The organism is Ureaplasma canigenitalium ATCC 51252 (genome assembly GCF_000712165.1).
Taxonomy (GTDB): domain Bacteria; phylum Bacillota_I; class Bacilli_A; order Mycoplasmatales; family Mycoplasmoidaceae; genus Ureaplasma; species Ureaplasma canigenitalium.
The window spans coordinates 26,566-44,327 of record NZ_KL544010.1; the positions used below are offsets into that span (position 1 = coordinate 26,566).

The 17,762-nt window shown below is 32.4% G+C and carries 18 protein-coding genes; 16 read left to right on the forward strand and 2 right to left on the reverse strand.

Going from position 1 to position 17,762, the window contains the following annotated elements; translation table 4 throughout:
* The first annotated feature begins 5 nt into the window (after window positions 1-5).
* Both T416_RS03560 and T416_RS0102185 read left to right on the forward strand, forming a co-directional pair.
* A complete protein-coding gene (locus T416_RS03560; protein WP_245600637.1) occupies window positions 6-434 on the forward strand; it encodes an HIT family protein in 429 nt (142 codons plus the stop codon).
* A 45-nt stretch (window positions 435-479) separates the two neighbouring features.
* A complete protein-coding gene (locus T416_RS0102185; protein ID WP_031489181.1) occupies window positions 480-1,190 on the forward strand; it encodes a hypothetical protein in 711 nt (236 codons plus the stop codon).
* Here T416_RS0102185 and hemW read toward each other — a convergent pair whose 3' ends face one another.
* Complete coding sequence (hemW, locus tag T416_RS0102190) at window positions 1,191-2,264, reverse strand: radical SAM family heme chaperone HemW (protein WP_031489182.1); 1,074 nt, start codon at window positions 2,262-2,264, stop codon at window positions 1,191-1,193. It lies immediately after the preceding gene.
* A complete protein-coding gene (locus T416_RS0102195; RefSeq protein ID WP_031489183.1) occupies window positions 2,257-2,469 on the reverse strand; it encodes a hypothetical protein in 213 nt (70 codons plus the stop codon). The genes hemW and T416_RS0102195 overlap by 8 nt, the downstream gene beginning before the upstream one ends.
* A gap of 67 nt (window positions 2,470-2,536) precedes the next feature.
* On the opposite strand from T416_RS0102195, the gene T416_RS0102200 reads away from it, so the two are divergent.
* From T416_RS0102200 to T416_RS0102265, 14 genes are all read left to right on the forward strand, one after another.
* The gene (locus tag T416_RS0102200) at window positions 2,537-2,851 is read left to right on the forward strand and encodes a hypothetical protein (RefSeq protein ID WP_031489184.1); all 315 of its coding nucleotides are present in this window, start codon (window positions 2,537-2,539) and stop codon (window positions 2,849-2,851) included.
* A complete protein-coding gene (locus T416_RS0102205; RefSeq protein ID WP_031489185.1) occupies window positions 2,851-3,447 on the forward strand; it encodes a hypothetical protein in 597 nt (198 codons plus the stop codon). The genes T416_RS0102200 and T416_RS0102205 overlap by 1 nt, the downstream gene beginning before the upstream one ends.
* A gap of 2 nt (window positions 3,448-3,449) precedes the next feature.
* Window positions 3,450-4,547: a nicotinate phosphoribosyltransferase gene (locus T416_RS0102210; RefSeq protein WP_031489186.1), complete on the forward strand. Its 1,098-nt coding sequence runs from the start codon at window positions 3,450-3,452 to the stop codon at window positions 4,545-4,547.
* Window positions 4,548-4,633: 86 nt separating this feature from the next.
* A complete protein-coding gene (rpsU, locus tag T416_RS0102215) occupies window positions 4,634-4,801 on the forward strand; it encodes a 30S ribosomal protein S21 (RefSeq protein WP_031489187.1) in 168 nt (55 codons plus the stop codon).
* Window positions 4,802-4,890: 89 nt separating this feature from the next.
* Window positions 4,891-6,534: an arginine--tRNA ligase gene (gene argS / locus T416_RS0102220; RefSeq protein WP_031489188.1), complete on the forward strand. Its 1,644-nt coding sequence runs from the start codon at window positions 4,891-4,893 to the stop codon at window positions 6,532-6,534.
* A 2-nt stretch (window positions 6,535-6,536) separates the two neighbouring features.
* The gene (gene pgk, locus T416_RS0102225; RefSeq protein WP_031489189.1) at window positions 6,537-7,796 is read left to right on the forward strand and encodes a phosphoglycerate kinase; all 1,260 of its coding nucleotides are present in this window, start codon (window positions 6,537-6,539) and stop codon (window positions 7,794-7,796) included.
* Between the two features lie 11 nt (window positions 7,797-7,807).
* The gene (locus T416_RS0102230) at window positions 7,808-8,887 is read left to right on the forward strand and encodes a M42 family metallopeptidase (RefSeq protein ID WP_031489190.1); all 1,080 of its coding nucleotides are present in this window, start codon (window positions 7,808-7,810) and stop codon (window positions 8,885-8,887) included.
* Between the two features lie 109 nt (window positions 8,888-8,996).
* Complete coding sequence (gene deoD, locus T416_RS0102235) at window positions 8,997-9,716, forward strand: purine-nucleoside phosphorylase (protein WP_031489191.1); 720 nt, start codon at window positions 8,997-8,999, stop codon at window positions 9,714-9,716.
* Window positions 9,717-9,748: 32 nt separating this feature from the next.
* The gene (locus T416_RS0102240; RefSeq protein WP_031489192.1) at window positions 9,749-10,147 is read left to right on the forward strand and encodes an HU family DNA-binding protein; all 399 of its coding nucleotides are present in this window, start codon (window positions 9,749-9,751) and stop codon (window positions 10,145-10,147) included.
* A 62-nt stretch (window positions 10,148-10,209) separates the two neighbouring features.
* Window positions 10,210-12,369, forward strand: coding sequence for a RelA/SpoT family protein (locus tag T416_RS0102245; protein WP_031489193.1), 2,160 nt, complete (start codon window positions 10,210-10,212; stop codon window positions 12,367-12,369).
* A complete protein-coding gene (locus T416_RS0102250; RefSeq protein ID WP_031489194.1) occupies window positions 12,369-13,940 on the forward strand; it encodes a CTP synthase in 1,572 nt (523 codons plus the stop codon). The genes T416_RS0102245 and T416_RS0102250 overlap by 1 nt, the downstream gene beginning before the upstream one ends.
* Entirely contained in the window at window positions 13,930-15,180 is a 1,251-nt protein-coding gene (gene hisS, locus T416_RS0102255) for a histidine--tRNA ligase (protein WP_031489195.1), read from the forward strand. Before T416_RS0102250 ends, hisS begins: the two co-directional genes overlap by 11 nt.
* Before the next feature lie 10 nt (window positions 15,181-15,190).
* Window positions 15,191-16,939 carry an aspartate--tRNA ligase gene (aspS, locus tag T416_RS0102260; RefSeq protein ID WP_038079816.1) on the forward strand — a complete coding sequence of 583 codons (1,749 nt, stop codon included), beginning with the start codon at window positions 15,191-15,193 and terminating at the stop codon, window positions 16,937-16,939.
* Window positions 16,917-17,762, forward strand: a complete 846-nt coding sequence (locus T416_RS0102265; RefSeq protein ID WP_031489197.1) for a DUF1266 domain-containing protein — start codon at window positions 16,917-16,919, stop codon at window positions 17,760-17,762. The genes aspS and T416_RS0102265 overlap by 23 nt, the downstream gene beginning before the upstream one ends.

Genomic DNA, 17,762 nt, shown 5'->3' on the forward strand with positions numbered 1-17,762 from the left:
GGAAAATGGCCGCTGAACAAACAATCGATTGTCTATTTTGTAAGATAGTAAAAAAACAAATCCCGGCAAAAATTATTGATGAGAATGAACATGCCATTGCCTTTCTTGATATTAACCCAGCGAGTAATGGTCACACATTAGTTATTCCTAAAAAACATTATCGGAATGTTGGTTTAACTGACATTACATATTTAAATGGGATGATGCGACTTGTAAAAAATGTGACAACTTATCTTGAAGAAACATTTATTGATATTACTGGTTTTAATTATCTTTCAAACACGAATGCTCAGGCGGGTCAAATTATTTTTCATACCCACATCCATATTATTCCGAAATACAACAAGGATGTAGGCTTTGTTTTTAAGGCAAATAAAGATGAAACTAACATGTTGCCCATTGACACAGTGTATGAAAAGTTAAAAAAAAAATAAACCGGATTAAAAAATCGCGTTTAAGTAAATATTATTTGGTCTAATATGAATAAAAAGCTAGAAATTATTGTTAACTTAGAGAACATCACCAAACGGTTGAGAGTAATTTTGTTGACTTTCTATGAGGCTATGGATCTATGTTTTAATGGAGCTGTTGACACCCGCGAATCAACCTATAAGATTCAAAAAGAAGAAATTCTAACCTTAAAAAAATCTTTTAGGGAAATTATTAGCACTGCAAAAATAAAAGCAATTAGCACTAAATATCAATTTTTAAATGATACTTTAAATTCACTTTTAAAAGAAGAAAAAAAAGACATTCCCCTTATTGATGCTTACTATCAAGCATGTGCTCTTTTTATCGTCATTCCTTATATTATTGAAGACATTTACACTAGAGAAGGAGAACAATTTTCCTACAAAAAACTAGCTCGTTTTATTGTCAAAAATAACCATAAACTATTTACTAAATGAGATGATTATGAGAATAAGTTTTTAGAAATTTTAAACCTAGGAAGAGAAAACAAGGAAATCAGTAAGGATGCTTTTGCTCTAATTAAAAATGATCAGAAAAAAAGCGAATTAAACCGGTTTAAACAACTTTTTAATCATTATATTCTAGTTACTTGGGATAAAGCAAAATCCAAGTATATTTTTAATATGATGTTTGTCTGAAATTACTGATGATTACTTGTTATTTTTGGAACCATTCTAATTGTTGGTATTGTCCTTGGAAGTATTTACCATAAGCGATAGTTAGAAAATATTGATTAATGCATTATGGAGTAAATTAAGATCAACTGCTTTTAAGTGGTTGTTTTCAATGTATACATCTTGTAACTTATCCTTAAAAAAGAGATAAGCTTTTGTATTACGTTCAATTTCGAGATTAATTCCTTCATTTAACCTTAATCCCATCATTAAAATATATTGGTAATATTCTTCATTGCTAATTTCGTTAATAACTAATTTTGGTTCATCAAGTGGTTTATCAAAATGGTATGATATTTGATTTTCAAATCCATATGCTCCATAACCAAGACCGACATAGTCATTCATATTTCAATAAGCTAAGTTATGTTTACAAAAGTCGCTCTTGGAGCGAGCGAAATTAGACACTTCGTAACGGAGATAACCTTTTTTAGCAAACTGTTGATTAATGTAAAGCAATTGATTTTCTTCTTCTTCAACATCAATGGTAATACCCATTTTTTTCATTAATGAACCGCTTTTAATTTCAAGGGCATAAAAAGAAAGGTGTGGAATTTGATACTTTTCAACCAGTCTAAAAACATCATCGATATCGTTATATGTTAAATTTGTTAAGTTATAAATAAAGTCGAGACTAAGATTAAAAATTTGATTTTTGTGGAGCAACTCAATTGCCCGATAAACATCTTCAATTGTATGGACTCGATTAATTTGTTTAAGAATCCTATTATTTGTTGATTGAACTCCAATCGAAATTCGATTAACACGAAACTTCTTAAAAATATCAATTTGCTCTTGTGTAATCAAATCCGGATTACATTCAATGCTAAATTCACAATCCAAAGCAGCTTTGACACTTAATTTCTCAAGCAAAAAAACTAGTTCATCGTGTGTTAAACAATTCGGGGTTCCTCCCCCTAGGTAAATAGTAGAAAATTGACCGTCGTTGAAATTGTCAAAATAACGAACAACATTTGCTAAATAATTTTGCACCAACGATTTATTGTCGTTACTACGCAGGATTCGCTTAAAGTCGCAATATGTACAAATGTGATTGCAGAAGGGAACATGCAAGTAAAGATGTTTTGTTTTCTTACTAAAGATTCGATTGCTATGCATACTGGAATAGTTCAGTTAGAGTATAGACGAGTAGCACGATGGTAAGACTACACATCACAACAAGGGAAAGACCGATGAAAAATTTAGCAAGAAAATTCAACTTTTTCTTGCCTTTATTTTTTATTTTGACATCGTCTTTTAACTCATCCGCTATTATGGTTTTTGAATAACGCTCACGCGGAGAATTTTTAGGGTCAAATTTCATCGTTAATTAAATCTCTACTATTAATATAAACAATCTTAATGTACAATATTATAATATTAATAATTTTATGAAAAACAAATATTTAATTAGAATACTCACACTCATTAATAAGCATCCACCGGTTGTTTTTAATAATGAACTTAATCGTATTTATCATAATGAATTTAAGGTTAAAGTCACTAGTTCTTATGTTGATAATATCGAAGATTATAGTGAAATTAAAACCGAATTGATTAATGTTGAAAAGTTAATAGACGACCTTGATGCCACTGATGAAATGGTGAAGCATTTAATCATGACCGAACTTTCATTTCATTTAAAAACCTTATCTAATTTAAATCATTGAAAACCAAATAAATTGTTGAAGGAGATATTTCAGTAATGGAAAAAGACAACACAAATCTAGTCGAAAAAAATAGTGCTGGTAAAATGGCGGATAATGCCGTCAAAAAAGGATTCAACCTTTCTTTTCGAATGAAGAAGATAGTCAACTTAGTGATTATCGCCTTAGTTTTTGTTTGCTTCGCATGCTCATTAATTGGATCTTTTGATGTTAAGTCATCAAAATATATTATTGGTATTGGAACTAGTCTTTCAATGCTGATTGCTCTCGCTTTAATGATTTACCGAATCTTTATCATTACTTTTAATAAAGATTGAACAAGAAAAGAATTAATCTGACAAGCACTTATGTTTGCTCTTTTTGGATTTATCATTCTAGGATGAATCTGATCAACAATTCTTTCAACTACACAATACGACCTTTTTCTTAATGAATACGAGCAAATTAAAGCACGAAATCCAAATGAACAGTATATTCTCCTTGTTAATGGATCTGACCAGTTTAATGTCCTAAAAGCAGGTGACTGAATTCTTGTCATCGCAACAGGTGCTGCTGTTTTTAGTCAAACTTTTTATAATACTTTTGGTATGAAGCAACCGACTTTACAAGACAATAAACAAAACTTAAATAAATAACTATGCCACTCGAGAAATTTAATACAAAAGATATTGACTTTAAGTTCTCTAAAGTACTTTTTGATGATGGATATACTCCTAGTTACGATTTAAAAACAACTTTTCTTGCGAGAGAGTATATCGACGACCACGCTGTCTGCACCCAGTTTTTAAACTATGATAAAAATAATATTATGGTATGCGGAACAATGGAAGTAATCCGTCTTCTTGAGTTTTATCTTTCAAAAAAAGAACTAAAACAACTAACTATTAAATATGTTCCGGACGGGTATGTAATAAGAAGTAAGGAAATGGTACTTTCAATTGAAGGTCCTTATGAAATTTACGGTAACTTAATTACTATCATTAGCTCTATCCTTACAAGAAGAAGCAGTGTCGCGACTAATGCTCACGAAGCACTTAATTTAATTGATGATGAGCAGAAAATTGTTTTTATGGTTGATTATGTCGATGACTATCGATTGCAACCTTATGATGGATATGCGGCATATGTTGGTGGAATCACTAATTTTGTAACAGAAAAACAGGTTGAATTTCTTCAAGATTCTGGTGCTAAATTTGATGTAAGTGGTAGTATGACCTACCATATGATTTCGATGTTTAGTAATGAACTTAGTTCAGTTTGTCATACCTTCCTTACTGAATTTCCAAAGAATCGTCTTATCCCGATCATTGATTTTAGCAATAATGTAATTAATGAGCTTGAGAATATTCGTGATTACTTTAAGGACATTTATGCGGTACGAATTGATTTATCTGATGAGCTAACCGATGAAGGTCTTGAGATAGCAATTGATAATAAGCGTAATATGGATATAGCTGGAACGAGTCCTTATTTGATCGAATTAATTCGGGATTATCTTGACCGAAATGAAGGTAAACACATTAAAATTGTTGTCGCAAGTGATTTAACTTTTGAAGATATAAGAAAGTTTAAGAAACACCAAACAGCAATTGATGTCTTTGGTCTTGGTTATTCGTTAACAGAAATTACTGTAAAAATTAAACCAGAACTAATGTTTCTTGACGGTCAGGATGTCTCTAAATGGAATGTGAAACCAGCTAAGAATACCGACGATCTTATTGAATACCGATGGTAGATATCTATTTACTATCATTTTTTTATAGATATTTCTTAATAATTTAGTATAATTAAAAAGACTTTGTTAAAAAAGTAGGTGAATAAATGTCTAGAGGAGTCCTTGTAGAAGGTGATTTAGAAAAAGCGTTAAAGAAATTTAAACGTATTTCTAATGAAACAAAACGTGATTCAAAACGTCACGAATACTATTTAAGACCAGGCCTACGTAAAAAAGAAAAAACAAAAGAGGCTAGTAAATATCGTAGTTATTAGTAATAACTTTATTAATAAACTAAATTATGCTAAATCAACTGCATGTCGGTTGATTTTTTTATTTAAAATATTCTTTAAGGTAGAAAAATATGTTGACAGAAATAATTAAGGAACAAATCAAGAAAGTGGTCGTTGACCTTTACGGGTACTGTCCATCATTTATTGTTGATAAAGCAAAAAATATTGACTATGGCGATTTTTATTCAAATATCGCTTTTATTCTAACGAAAGAGTTGAAAATAAAACCGTTTGAAATTGCATCATCCATTAAAGAACAATTACTTCCACATTTCAAGCAAATTGAAGTGCAAGGTGCTGGTTTCCTTAATTTTTATCTTCATTCTTCAACTTATGCTTCGTTAATGAATGAAGTAAATGAACTAAATCAAAATTATGGTCAATTTTCAAAAACAAACAAAACGATTGTTCTTGAATATGTATCAGCTAATCCGACTGGCCACCTTCACATCGCTCATGCTGCTAATGCTATTTACGGAGATACGATTAAAAATCTTCTTCAACTAAACGGTCATACTGTCATTACTGAGTACTATGTCAATGATGCTGGTAACCAAATTGAGAAACTTGCTTACTCGACCCTTGTAAGATACCTTGAGAAGTATACAAGCCGTGATGTCAAACTAATTGACGATGCTTATCACGGTCAGGAAATTTATGATGTAGCTGATGCTCTTTATCATCAAGTAAAGGATCAATATAAGGATGCATCGGTCTCTCATGATGGTTTTATCCTTGACAAGGATGTTGCTTGTTTTGTCAAAGATTTTGCGACAAACTATATGCTAACTGAAATTAAAAAAGATTTAGCAAGTATGAACACTGTCATCGAACATTACACATCAGAGAAAAGTCTTGTAAATGAAAAGAGTGTCGCTGAAATCCTTAAAATCTTGGCTCCACACACTGAAATGAAGGACGGCGCCCTTTGGTTATTAACAACCAAATTTGGTGACGATAAGGATCGTGTTTTAATTAAAACTGATAAAACCTTTACTTATTTTCTACCAGATATTATTTACCATAATTACAAGCAAAAAACATATCATGCTGATCAATTAATTAATATTTGGGGAACTGATCATCTCGGTTATATTAAAAGAATGAAGACAGCATATGCTTGTCTTGGTTACAAAGAGGAAGATTTAATTGTTCTTTGTGCTCAGGTTATGAAATTAACTAAAAATAACGAGGAATTTAAACTATCAAAAAGAAGTGGTAATTCGCTTACCATTAAGGATCTTATTGCTATTATTGGTAAGGATGCAATGCGATGATTTCTTGGAAGTAGTTCGATGAAGAGTCATGTTGTGATTGATGTTGATCTCGCTCTTCGTAAGGATAGCAATAACCCCTTATATTATGTTCAATATGCTCATGCACGTTGTCATCAAATTTTAATGAAAACTGCTCTGGAACTTGATTTTAGTGCGACTCTTCTTACGAATAAACACGAACGTTCAATCTTGAATCACATTGCTTACTACGAGAATACTATCGTAAACTCTACTCAAAATTTTGAACCCCATTTAATCACAAACTACTTATATGATTTAGCTACAATGCTTCACACATACTACCAGGATAGCAAAATCATTGATTTAGATAATCTATCTCTTTCAAAGCAACGATACACCCTAATTAAAACCGTTAAGCAAATTCTTTCTAATGGGCTCAATATTTTAAAAATATTACCTTATAATAGTATGTATTAAGTATGAACCATCTAAATAAAAAAATTTTAAGAGACCTTGATGTTGCGAATAAAACTGTCGTTTGTCACCTTGACCTTAATGTGCTTTTTGAGAATGGTCGACTAATCAATGATAAGCGTTTAAGAGCAAGTCTTCCGACTCTTCTTTACCTTTTAAATAAGAATGCGAAGGTGGTCGTTCTTTCTCACTTTGGTCAAATTAAAACTTACGATGATATCCTTAGCAATAAATATAGTTTAAAACCAGTTGCTGATGCTCTTCGAAACCGTCTTCAAAAGAAGGCCAACCGGGTTGTTTTTCTTCCAGAGAACACGGGTAAAAAGGTCATTAATGCGGTTGCAAAAATGGAACCACGTGATGTCCTTGTCCTTGAAAACACCCGTTATTGTGATTGGAAAGATGGCGAATATATTGGTCTTGAATGACTCTCAAATCCGGACATTGGAAAATTCTGGGCTAGTCTAGGAGATTGTTTTGTTGAAGATGCTTTCGGGATTTCACACCGTCGCTTAGCTTCGAATTTTCAAACGGCACGATTTGCTAAAGATAGTGCTATTGGTTTCTCTATAATGAACGAAACGAACCACATTGACATCGCACTCGACCTCCCAAAAAGACCTTATCTCGCTCTTCTTGGTGGACGGCGAATCGGTGAAAAAATCGAGGCTATTGATGTTATTTGCCAACGTGCTGACCTCGTTATCATTGGTGGTCAAATCGTTTTTACCTTTCTCCATGCCCAAGGGTATGATGTCGGTCTTAATAAGGTTGATAAAGAGATTATTGAAGATATTTCTGCTTTGCTTGAGAAGTACGAAAAGAAGATTTTACTTTGTTTTGATTTTCAGTGCAACACCGATTTTAGTGACACTCCTGGAATTTACCGAAAAATCGATGAAGGGCTTCATGGACTTTATGGTCTTGATATTGGTCCAAGATCACTTAAATTAATCAGGTATCATATTAATAAAGCGAAAACGATTTTATTTAATGGTCCTTTTGGAATGATTGAAAATATCCGGAATTATTCAAAAGGGACGACTGAAATTTTGAAGACACTTGCACGGAGAACAGAACACATTGCTTACACCATTCTCGCTGACATTGATACTTCAAACCATGCTGAATTTCTTGATTTAGATCAGTATATGAACTTTATTTCATCAGGGGGTACAGCATGTCTTACTTATATCGCGGAACAATCTCTACCAGGGATTGAAACAGTTAAGGATATTTCCTTTAAAAATAAAAGAATTTCATAGAAGGAGAAGTTATGAAAGATTTACTAAAACAAAGAGCATTAAAATATATGAAAATTAACGGGATTTCGAAGTTTGAAGACCGTGTTGTTGAAGAATTAAAAAATGATGCAAAAAACTTAAATGTAATGTATGAGCGTGACAACCTAGGGAGCATCGCTTTTAGCTTTAAAGACAAACCAAAAGGACCACGAATCTTAATTGCAACTCATATGGATGAAGTTGGTTACCTTGTGACTAACATCCTTGATAATGGTCAATTACAAATTACAAATGTAGGAGGAGTTTGACCGAATGTTGCTATTGGTTCCGCTATTACTTTAATAAATGATAAGGGTGAGTCATATGACGGTGTCATCGGTCATACTTCAATTCACATCCTTGACCCTGAGAAGAGAGCTAAAGCTTATGATGTTAAGGAAATGTATGTTGATCTAGGTTTTAAAAATAAAGAAGAGGCAATTAAAAACAGTATTTCTGTCGGAAATGAAATTTATTTTAAGAACCAAGAAGTTAATTTTCACAACAAGGATTTACTTGCTGGAAAAGCAGTTGATAACCGAGTAAGTGTTGCCATTCTTTCACTTTTAATGGAAAAATTAAACAACGAAAAACACATTAACGCGACTTATTTCGCAGGTTCTACCCAAGAAGAAGTTGGTTGTCGCGGAGCACAGGTGCTTGCTAAAAAATACAATGCTGATGTTTCGATTGTGATTGATACCACAGCATCTTTTGACACTGAATATTCAATTGAAGGACCTTGCAGTCTTGATAATGGGGTTGCAATTAGAATTATGGATGGTGGGATTATTAACAATATCAAACTTGTTAATTATGTAACAGACCTTGCGAAGAAACACAACATCCCTTGCTATAAATATGTAGCAAAAGGTGGTGGAACAGATGCTGCTTACCTTCAGTATGGAGCAGACGAAGGATCTTTAACAATCGGTTTTAGTATTCCCCAACGTTATCTACATGCCCCTGTTGGTGTATGCTCAATGAATGATGTCAAGGCTGCTTTTGATTTAATTTATACATTCCTAATGAATTTTGATGAAAAAGCATTAATGGATATTAAATACCAATAATTTTCCTTATTTTTGACCAAAAACCTTTGTTTTTTAAACTTGATAAGTTTTTAAAGTAGCTTTTTAGTTTTTTGTTTAAAATATACTTAAAGAAAGAAGGAAGTTAATTATGACACCACACAATCATGCGAAAAAGGAAGAAATAGCAAAAGTAGTTTTAATGCCCGGAGACCCCCTTCGTGCTAAATGAATTGCGGAAACTTTTCTTGATGATGCTCTACTTGTAAATGATGTTCGAGGAGCGCTTTGCTATACAGGATTTTATAAAGGAAAAAGAGTTTCAGTTATGGCACACGGAATGGGAATTCCATCAGTTGGTATTTACTCTTATGAACTTTATAAGTTTTATGATGTTGAGACCATCATTCGTGTAGGTTCAACCGGAGCTTACAAAGATGATTTAAAAGTTGGAGATGTAATTCTTGTTGAACGTTCATATTCTGATTCAACTTTTGCTGAACTCATCGGATATAAACTAGATGCTTCACGAATGATTTATCCGTCGACTGAATTAAATCACCTAATTGAAGAAACAGCTAAGGAAAAAGAGATAGAAGTTAAAGTTCGTACTTGTCATGCGAGTGATGTTTTCTATAACAATGGAGCTGAAAGTCTAGCTTCCATCATCGAACGAACTAAATCAAGTTGTGTTGACATGGAATCATTCGGACTTTTCGCTAATGCTCACATCCTTAACAAGAAAGCTGCAACATTACTAACAGTTTCTGATTCACTTGTAAACGGTGAGGCACTTTCTCCAGAAGAAAGAGCGACAACTTTTAAAAACATGGTTGAACTAGCTCTTTCTGTCGCAATTAAAATGTCTTAATTTGACTTCTCTAAAATTAAAGGTAAACAACAATGTCAAAAGAAAAACATCCAATTAAAACCAGAGCACAAATGATTGACACTCTTTCAAAGATGCTCCTAGTCGATAAAAAACAAGCTAAGAAGTTTATGGAAACTTACGAATCGCTTTTACTACTTGAACTTTCAACTAGTAAGGAAGCTCGTTTTGGTAATCTTGGTAAGTTTAAAATTTCACATCGTGCTGAACGTAAAGGGGTTAATCCTAAAACTGGTGAAAATGTCATTATTCCTGAAAAGAATGTCCCTAAATTTGTGTTTACTAAAGGGGTTAAGGAAATTATTAGTGCAGGAATTACTGTTGATGACACAGTACGTCTAACTAACTATGAACCTGAGAATGACAAAGATGAACCTGAATATGTCCTTGAGACAATCGAAACTGATAAATAAATAATCAGGGAAGCCCACGACTAGCGAAACTAGTCGTTTTTTCTTTTATACACAAAAAAATTATGGAAAAAATTATTAATCAATATTGAACTGAACTTGAAAATGTATTAACCACAAAAAAGTATGATGACTCAGCAATAAAAAGGCTTTATGATGCCTTTTTGTTCGCAAAACAATGACATGGTAATCAATTAAGAAAATCAGGTGAACCTTATATTATTCATCCAATAGCGACGACAAGAATTCTAGCTGAATGGGATATGGATGTTGATACTTTAATAGCTGGAATGCTGCATGACGTACTTGAAGATACTGAAGCAAGCGAAGAAATGATTTACAATGCTTTTGGTAAGGATGTCCACCAACTTGTTAAGTTTGTAACTAAAGTAAGTCTTTATAGTAAACAACAAAGAAAAAATTTAGATGTCGAAAAGTTAGTCGAAGATTATTCGATACAAGTATTTATGTCGATGAGTCAAGATATTAGGGCAATGATTATTAAGATTGCTGACCGGTACCATAATATGCAGACCATCAATTTTGTTAAACCGGAAAAAGCAAAAAGAATCGCAAAAGAAACACTTGAAATTTATGCTAGCATTGCTGGACGTCTTGGGATGTATAAGGTGAAAACAGCTCTGCTTGATATGTCATTCGCCATTCTTGATCCAGATAATTTTAAGAAAACCAGTTCCATTATTAATAATCTTCAAACTACGAACCAAAAAACTTGGGAAGCCATCCTTAGAAGAATTAAAAGTATCCTCACCGCAAACAACATTGAAGCACGTGTCGAAAGCCGAATTAAAGGAATTTATAGTACCTATAAAAAGTATGAAAGTGGATATGAAATTAAACAAATTCACGATATTTATGCCATTCGTGTCATCCTTGATGACGTTTATAAGTGTTATCACACTCTTGGGTTAATCCATACTAATTTTACTTACATTATTAATACTTTTAAGGATTACATTTCAACTCCTAAATGGAATCTCTACCAGTCTATTCACACGACAATATCTTATGAAGATACTTTAGCTGAAATCCAGATTAGAACACAGAGAATGGATTATTTTGCGAACAATGGTCTTGCTGCTCACTGAAAATATAAAGAAGGTAGCATTAACAACAAGGAAATTAGTCTTACCATTAACAATCTACTCCTTCGTGATTTTATTAATAAAACCGAAAAAGATATCAAGTCAATTAAAGAAGTTACAATGGGTACCATCTTTGATGTTCTTGTTTTAAACGATAACCGATGAATAACGGTCGGACATGGTTCAACTCTACTTGATGTTGCTTACAAATTTGATCGGGATAAATTCTTTAACATCCTTGCTATCTACCGAAATGGTGAACGAAGTCACTTCGATACCCATGTTGAATCAGGAGATACGATTAAAATTGCTTACACTGAAAATAACACCGAAACGATTAAAAATAGTTGATTAACCGCTTCGAACAACGAAGTGGTTCGAAACTTTATGAAGGAACACCTTGATAAGTACCTGCAACACCAGGAATCATCATTAACTGGTTTCCTACATGATGCTGAATTTTACCTTGAAGGTAAGATTTCTAGTCTTGATTACATCACAGAAAAAATTAAAAAAGAGTTCAATGTACTTTCTATTGGGGAATTCATTGAAAACACAAAAATTGCTGAAATTGATTCAAAACTTGTTTATGAAGTATTTAGTGAGAACAAGAAGCGTTCAAATGAGGCCATTACCTTAATTAAGAATAAAGCTTGAAAATGATTAACAAGAAATTCTTACTTTCAAGGACTTGAGAATCTTTTTTTTACTGATTTCGAAATCGCAAAATGTTGTACAAAAGTACCTGGGATGTCAGTTGTCGCAAAGATTGTTCGTAACAAAGTCGAAATCCATCGGTCAGATTGTCATAAAGTAAAAAATTCAAAAGCTAAAATTATCGTCATTGAATGAAGCATGAAGAAGTTACAAGAACGACCACGATTTTTTATTGCAATGATTGCTGTAAAAGGGAAATGAACTGAATCAATCGGTAACCAGATGGCTCAAACTTTGACCAAAACCAAGGCAAATATCGTTAAAATTGATATTAAAAAGAATAAAGCTACTAAAATGCACGACACTTTAATTATGATTTATGTTAAAGATCTCGAACACCTTGAGCGAGCAATTCTTGAATTGAATGTGCGAAACACAATCAGTGAATGGAGGATTATATAATGCAGAAGAACGAATACACAAAGTTTATCTTTGTTACCGGTGGAGTTTATTCTTCACTTGGCAAAGGAGTTTGTGCCGCTAGTATTGGCCGTATCCTTGTTGAATATGGATACAAGGTGATGATTCAAAAACTAGACCCTTATTTAAACATTGATCCAACTAATCTTTCATTGTCCGAACATGGTGAAATTTTTGTGACAAGTGACGGGAAGGAAGCTGACCTCGACCTTGGAACATATGAACGTTTCATTGACACTGATTTAAAGAAATACTCCTCAATTACAATGGGTAAGATTTACCACCAAATCCTTCAAGCTGAACGTCGAAACGACTTTCACGGAAAGACGGTGCAAATTGTTCCACATGTGACAAATAAAATCATTGATTTTATTAAATGTAACACTGATACAAAACCAAATTTTGTTATTGTTGAAATTGGGGGAACGGTTGGAGACATTGAATCCGCACCTATTTTTGAAGCAATCTACCAATTTAAAAATACCTATGGTTATAACAATGTCATGAATATTCATGTTTCTCCTTTGATAGACCTTCAGAATATTGGTGAACTTAAAACGAAACCAACTCAGCATAGTATTAAAACCCTTCGTTCACTTGGGCTTTCGTGCAATTTGCTTGTTCTTCGTTTACCTTATAAAATTGACCAACAAACAAAGGATAAACTAGCTATTTCGTGTGGTATTGTCCAAGACAATGTTTTCTGTGCTTACGATGCTGAATCAACCTATTTTGTTCCAAACATCTTATATGAGCAAAAAATTCAATATGCGATTTTTGATTACTTTCGGATTTGTCCCCTTACTAATCACTTTGATCAATGGATTAAGTTTACATCTCTAATTAAGAAAGAAAAGAAACAACAAATAAGAATCGGGATTGTCGGTCTCTATACATCACTTCCTGATGCATATAAAAGCGTTTATGAATCGCTTTTTCTTGCATGTATTGAGAATGATGCTAATCTACATGCTGAATACATTTCTCTTGCCGATGAATCTAAGGTTGATGTTGATGAATTAATACGTTTTGATGCTTTAATTTTTCCTTCACAAACAACAATTAAGGAAGGGATTAATCATTTTCAAAAAGTTGTTGATGTCATTAAACAACATAAAATACGAACACTTTATCTTGGTCATTCATCGTTAATTCGTCTTGCTATTGATAAAAAGACAGATTTTATGAAAGTTGATTCAATCTATAACCTACCTTTTATTAACAAGAGTACTGACCACTATTATGTCGGTGCCTACAAAATTCAAAATATCGATAGTATAAGTCGATCTATTTACCAATATGAAACCGTGAGCGAACGATTCAAAACAAGAGAAATGCTTGTCCCAGACTATTTAAAAAACGACCAACACTTTAAGGTTGTTAGTGTGTTGAAAGAAAATAATGCTCCAGTTTTGATTGTTAATAATGATAGTCACTGATTTGAAACATTAGCTCTATTTGAACCACAATATAGTTCAAAACCACTTAAAGTGAATCCATTATTTATTAATTTAATTAAGCAAATTCTTGAAGGAAGAAAAGATGTCAAATAGCTATATTAAACCGCGTGGAACTCTTGATTGATATATGAATGATATCTTTCAATTAAAAAAACTTGAAGACATTCTCCTTAAAACAGGCGAATTATTTGGTTTTGACTTAATTAAAACACCTGTTTTTGAACACACTGAACTTTTTACTAGGTCTAGTGGTGAAACATCTGATATTGTTAATAAAGAAATGTATACCTTCTTAGATAAAGGGGATCGTTCTCTTTCGTTAAGACCAGAGGGAACAGCGGGAGTTCTTCGTGCGGTCATTGAAAATAAGTTACTTTTAAAAACCTCATATCCGTTAAAAACAATGTATTTTGAACCTTGTTTTCGATATGAACGTCCACAAAAAGGACGGTTAAGAATGTTCCATCAATTTGGAGTTGAATACTTGAATGTCAATTCTATTTACATGGATTTTGAAGTGCTTGCCCTTGCTAATAGTATTCTTTCTAAACTTAAAATTAATGATTATGTGCTTGAAATAAATTACATTTCAACTAAAGAAAAAAGAACTCTGTGAATTAAGGATTTGCAAACATATTTTAATGGGATAAAAGATCAACTTTCAACCCTAAATCAAGAACGAATTAACTCTAATGTGTTACGAATCCTTGATGATAAAGATATCGAAACATCATTAATTTCGAATGCTCCTAACATTAATGATTATTTAGATGAAAATGAAAAAACTGAATTTAATACCTTTTTAAATCTTCTTGATGAAAACGGAATTAAGTACAAAGTGAATAAGAATCTTGTTCGTGGTCTTGATTATTATGAAGGTGTAGTTTTTGAATTTATTTCAACTTCAAACCTACTTATTGGCCAATCAACTTTAATTGGCGGAGGACGTTATAACTCACTAATTAAGGAATTGGGTGGACCTGATGCAATTGGTGTTGGATTTGGTCTAGGAATTGAACGAATCATTGTGTTATTAAAGGAAAAAACCGAATGAAATAATCTTGAAAAACCATTCGATTATGTCATAGGTGCACTTGAACCAAAATTCATTGAACCCGCTCTAGGACTATGTTTAAGATTAAGAAATAACGGAAAAAGAGTTAATATTAATCTCCAATCATTTAAAATGAGTAATATCTTTAAAATGGCTGATTCATATAAAGCAAAATATACTATTATTTTTGCTTCGAAAGAATTTTCGGAAAATAGCGTCATAATCAAAGATAATTTAACGAAAGAACAAAAAATTGTTAATATCGATGAAATCAATTAAGGAAGCAAAGATGAATACACGCATATATACAAAAGATGTGGTCAATCTAAATAATACAGAAGTTTCGATTTATGGATGAGTTAAGAAAATTCGTAAGTTAGGTAATTTAATTTTCTTTGACTTATTTGACCGATACGGAATTGTTCAATGCTTCATAAATAAGGATAATCCTGTTTTTCCGATTATCCAAGATTTTGACCGTGAAGATGTAGTTATGATTACCGGCATTGTACAAAAACGAAAATCGATTAATGAAAATCTTCTGACAGGATACTACGAAATCAACATTAAAAGTGCTCAACTTTTAAATAAAGCAAAAACAACCCCATTAATTATTGAAGAAGAAACCGATGCAACTGAAGATGTAAGAATGCAGTACCGCTATCTTGACTTAAGAAGAATCAATAACATAAATACTTTTCATCTTAGATCACGAGTTTCTAAAATTATTCGTGATTTTCTGCACCAAAGAGATTTCATCGAAACAGAGACTCCTATACTTGCTAAAACAACACCAGAAGGAGCCCGTGACTTTCTTGTTCCAACACGTAGTCATAAATTTTATGCTCTTCCACAAAGTCCCCAAATCTTTAAACAACTATTAATGGTGGCTGGTTTTGATAAGTATTTTCAAATTACAAAATGTTTCCGTGATGAAGACTTACGTAGTGATCGTCAACCTGAATTTACCCAAGTCGATATTGAAATGTCATTCATCGATGAAATTACCATTCAAAACTTGATTGAAGAGTTAATGTTTGATATCTTTAAGTCAACAAAAAACATTGAGCTTAACTTACCTTTTAGAAGAATTGACTATAAGGATGCAATTGATTTATATGGTTCTGACAAACCAGATTTACGTTTTGATTTAAGGTTGCATGATGGTGCTGTTTTATTTCAAAAAATGAAGTCTGATATTTTTCAAAAGGCCTTCCAAAATAACGACACCATAAAGTATTTAATAGTTGATAAAAAACTAACTAAAAAAGAAATTGAAATTCTAACAAAGTATGCTCGTGATAAAAAAGCAAAGGGTCTTTTTTATATGACGGTTGAAAATGAAAAAATCGTTGATGGTTCAATGATGAAGAACGATATTGACCATCTTCAATTTCTTTCCATCTTTAACCATCATAAGTTAAAAACCGGTACGATTCTTGTTATCACTGGAGCATATGAGATGGTTACAACCGCTCTAGGACTAGTTCGGGTGAATTTAGCTAATATTTTAAACCTAATTAAACCAGACGTATTTGAATTTGCTTGAATTGTTAATTGGCCTTTGTTTGTTTATGATGAAGAGCAAAAACGATACCTTGCGATGCACCATCCTTTTACAAGTCCATCTGCTGAGTCACTATCCACTTTTGACCTTACTCCAGAAAAAGCAATCGGTCGTAACTATGACATCGTTCTAAACGGTTATGAAGTTGGTGGGGGTTCAATTCGAATTGTTGACCAGGCCGTGCAGGAACGGATGTTTAAAACAATGGGAATGGATGTCGATGATGCGAAAATTAAATTTAAATATTTACTTGAAGCCTTTCAATATGGAGCACCACCTCACGGGGGAATCGCACTCGGTCTTGATCGCTTAATGATGATTCTTATTAACACAGAATACATTAGAGATGTTGTTGCTTTCCCAAAAAACAACAATGGCATTGATATGATGCTTGAGTGTCCTAATGTTATAAATGACGATGAATTAGCAATCTTAGGAATTAAAAATAATGACTGTAACGAAAAACAATAATGAAATCTACCTTGAAGAAAAAATTCCTAATATACAGGAACACATAGCAATCATTAATGAAGTTCATGATGAAATTAGCAAACTTTTTCCAAATGTGAAAAATCCTGACCATTTTAAAAAACTAACACTAAATGAGTTTAGTGTTGGACTTACTTCTTGAATTTCGTACACCATTGGTTTCAACCCAACAGGCATTAATTTAGATCATGCTGATAATGTTGTTTCTTTTAAAACAAAAATGAAAGTCCTTCACCAGTTTTTTCATATTAATAACAAAGAGGAATTTGAAAAATATCTTCCAAGAAAGAAGATGATGGATGAAGAAAAAGAAGTTTCACGTCTTTTTCTTGTCTCTGATTATCCAAACTACCTTAAAACCCTTAACCAATCAATTGAAGTTGATGAGAAAAACCTGTCTGACTTTAATGAGTACATAAAAATGAACCACTATCGACACCTAACCGATATTAAATTTTTGTTTATAAATACCCTTCAAACAAAGATTAATCCGAATTTTTTATATGCTTATGAAATTAGTAAGTTAATGCTCCTTGTCCGTCTCGGATACGACCTTGGATTCATTGAAGAAAAAGAAGTTTTCGAATTTCAAAAGGAATTTTATACAATCATAAAGAGTCAATTTGATACTTGATCTTCTTTTCACACGAACTTACTTTACGGTCTTCTCTTTAGTTATCTGGATGTAAACCGTCCAATGTTTATAAAAGAAGTTCTACACCAATTTTTAATATATTTTGATCAAATCAATAACCAGTTTTCTGAAGTTGATTTTGAAATTTTTAACCCCGATACAGGAGAATAA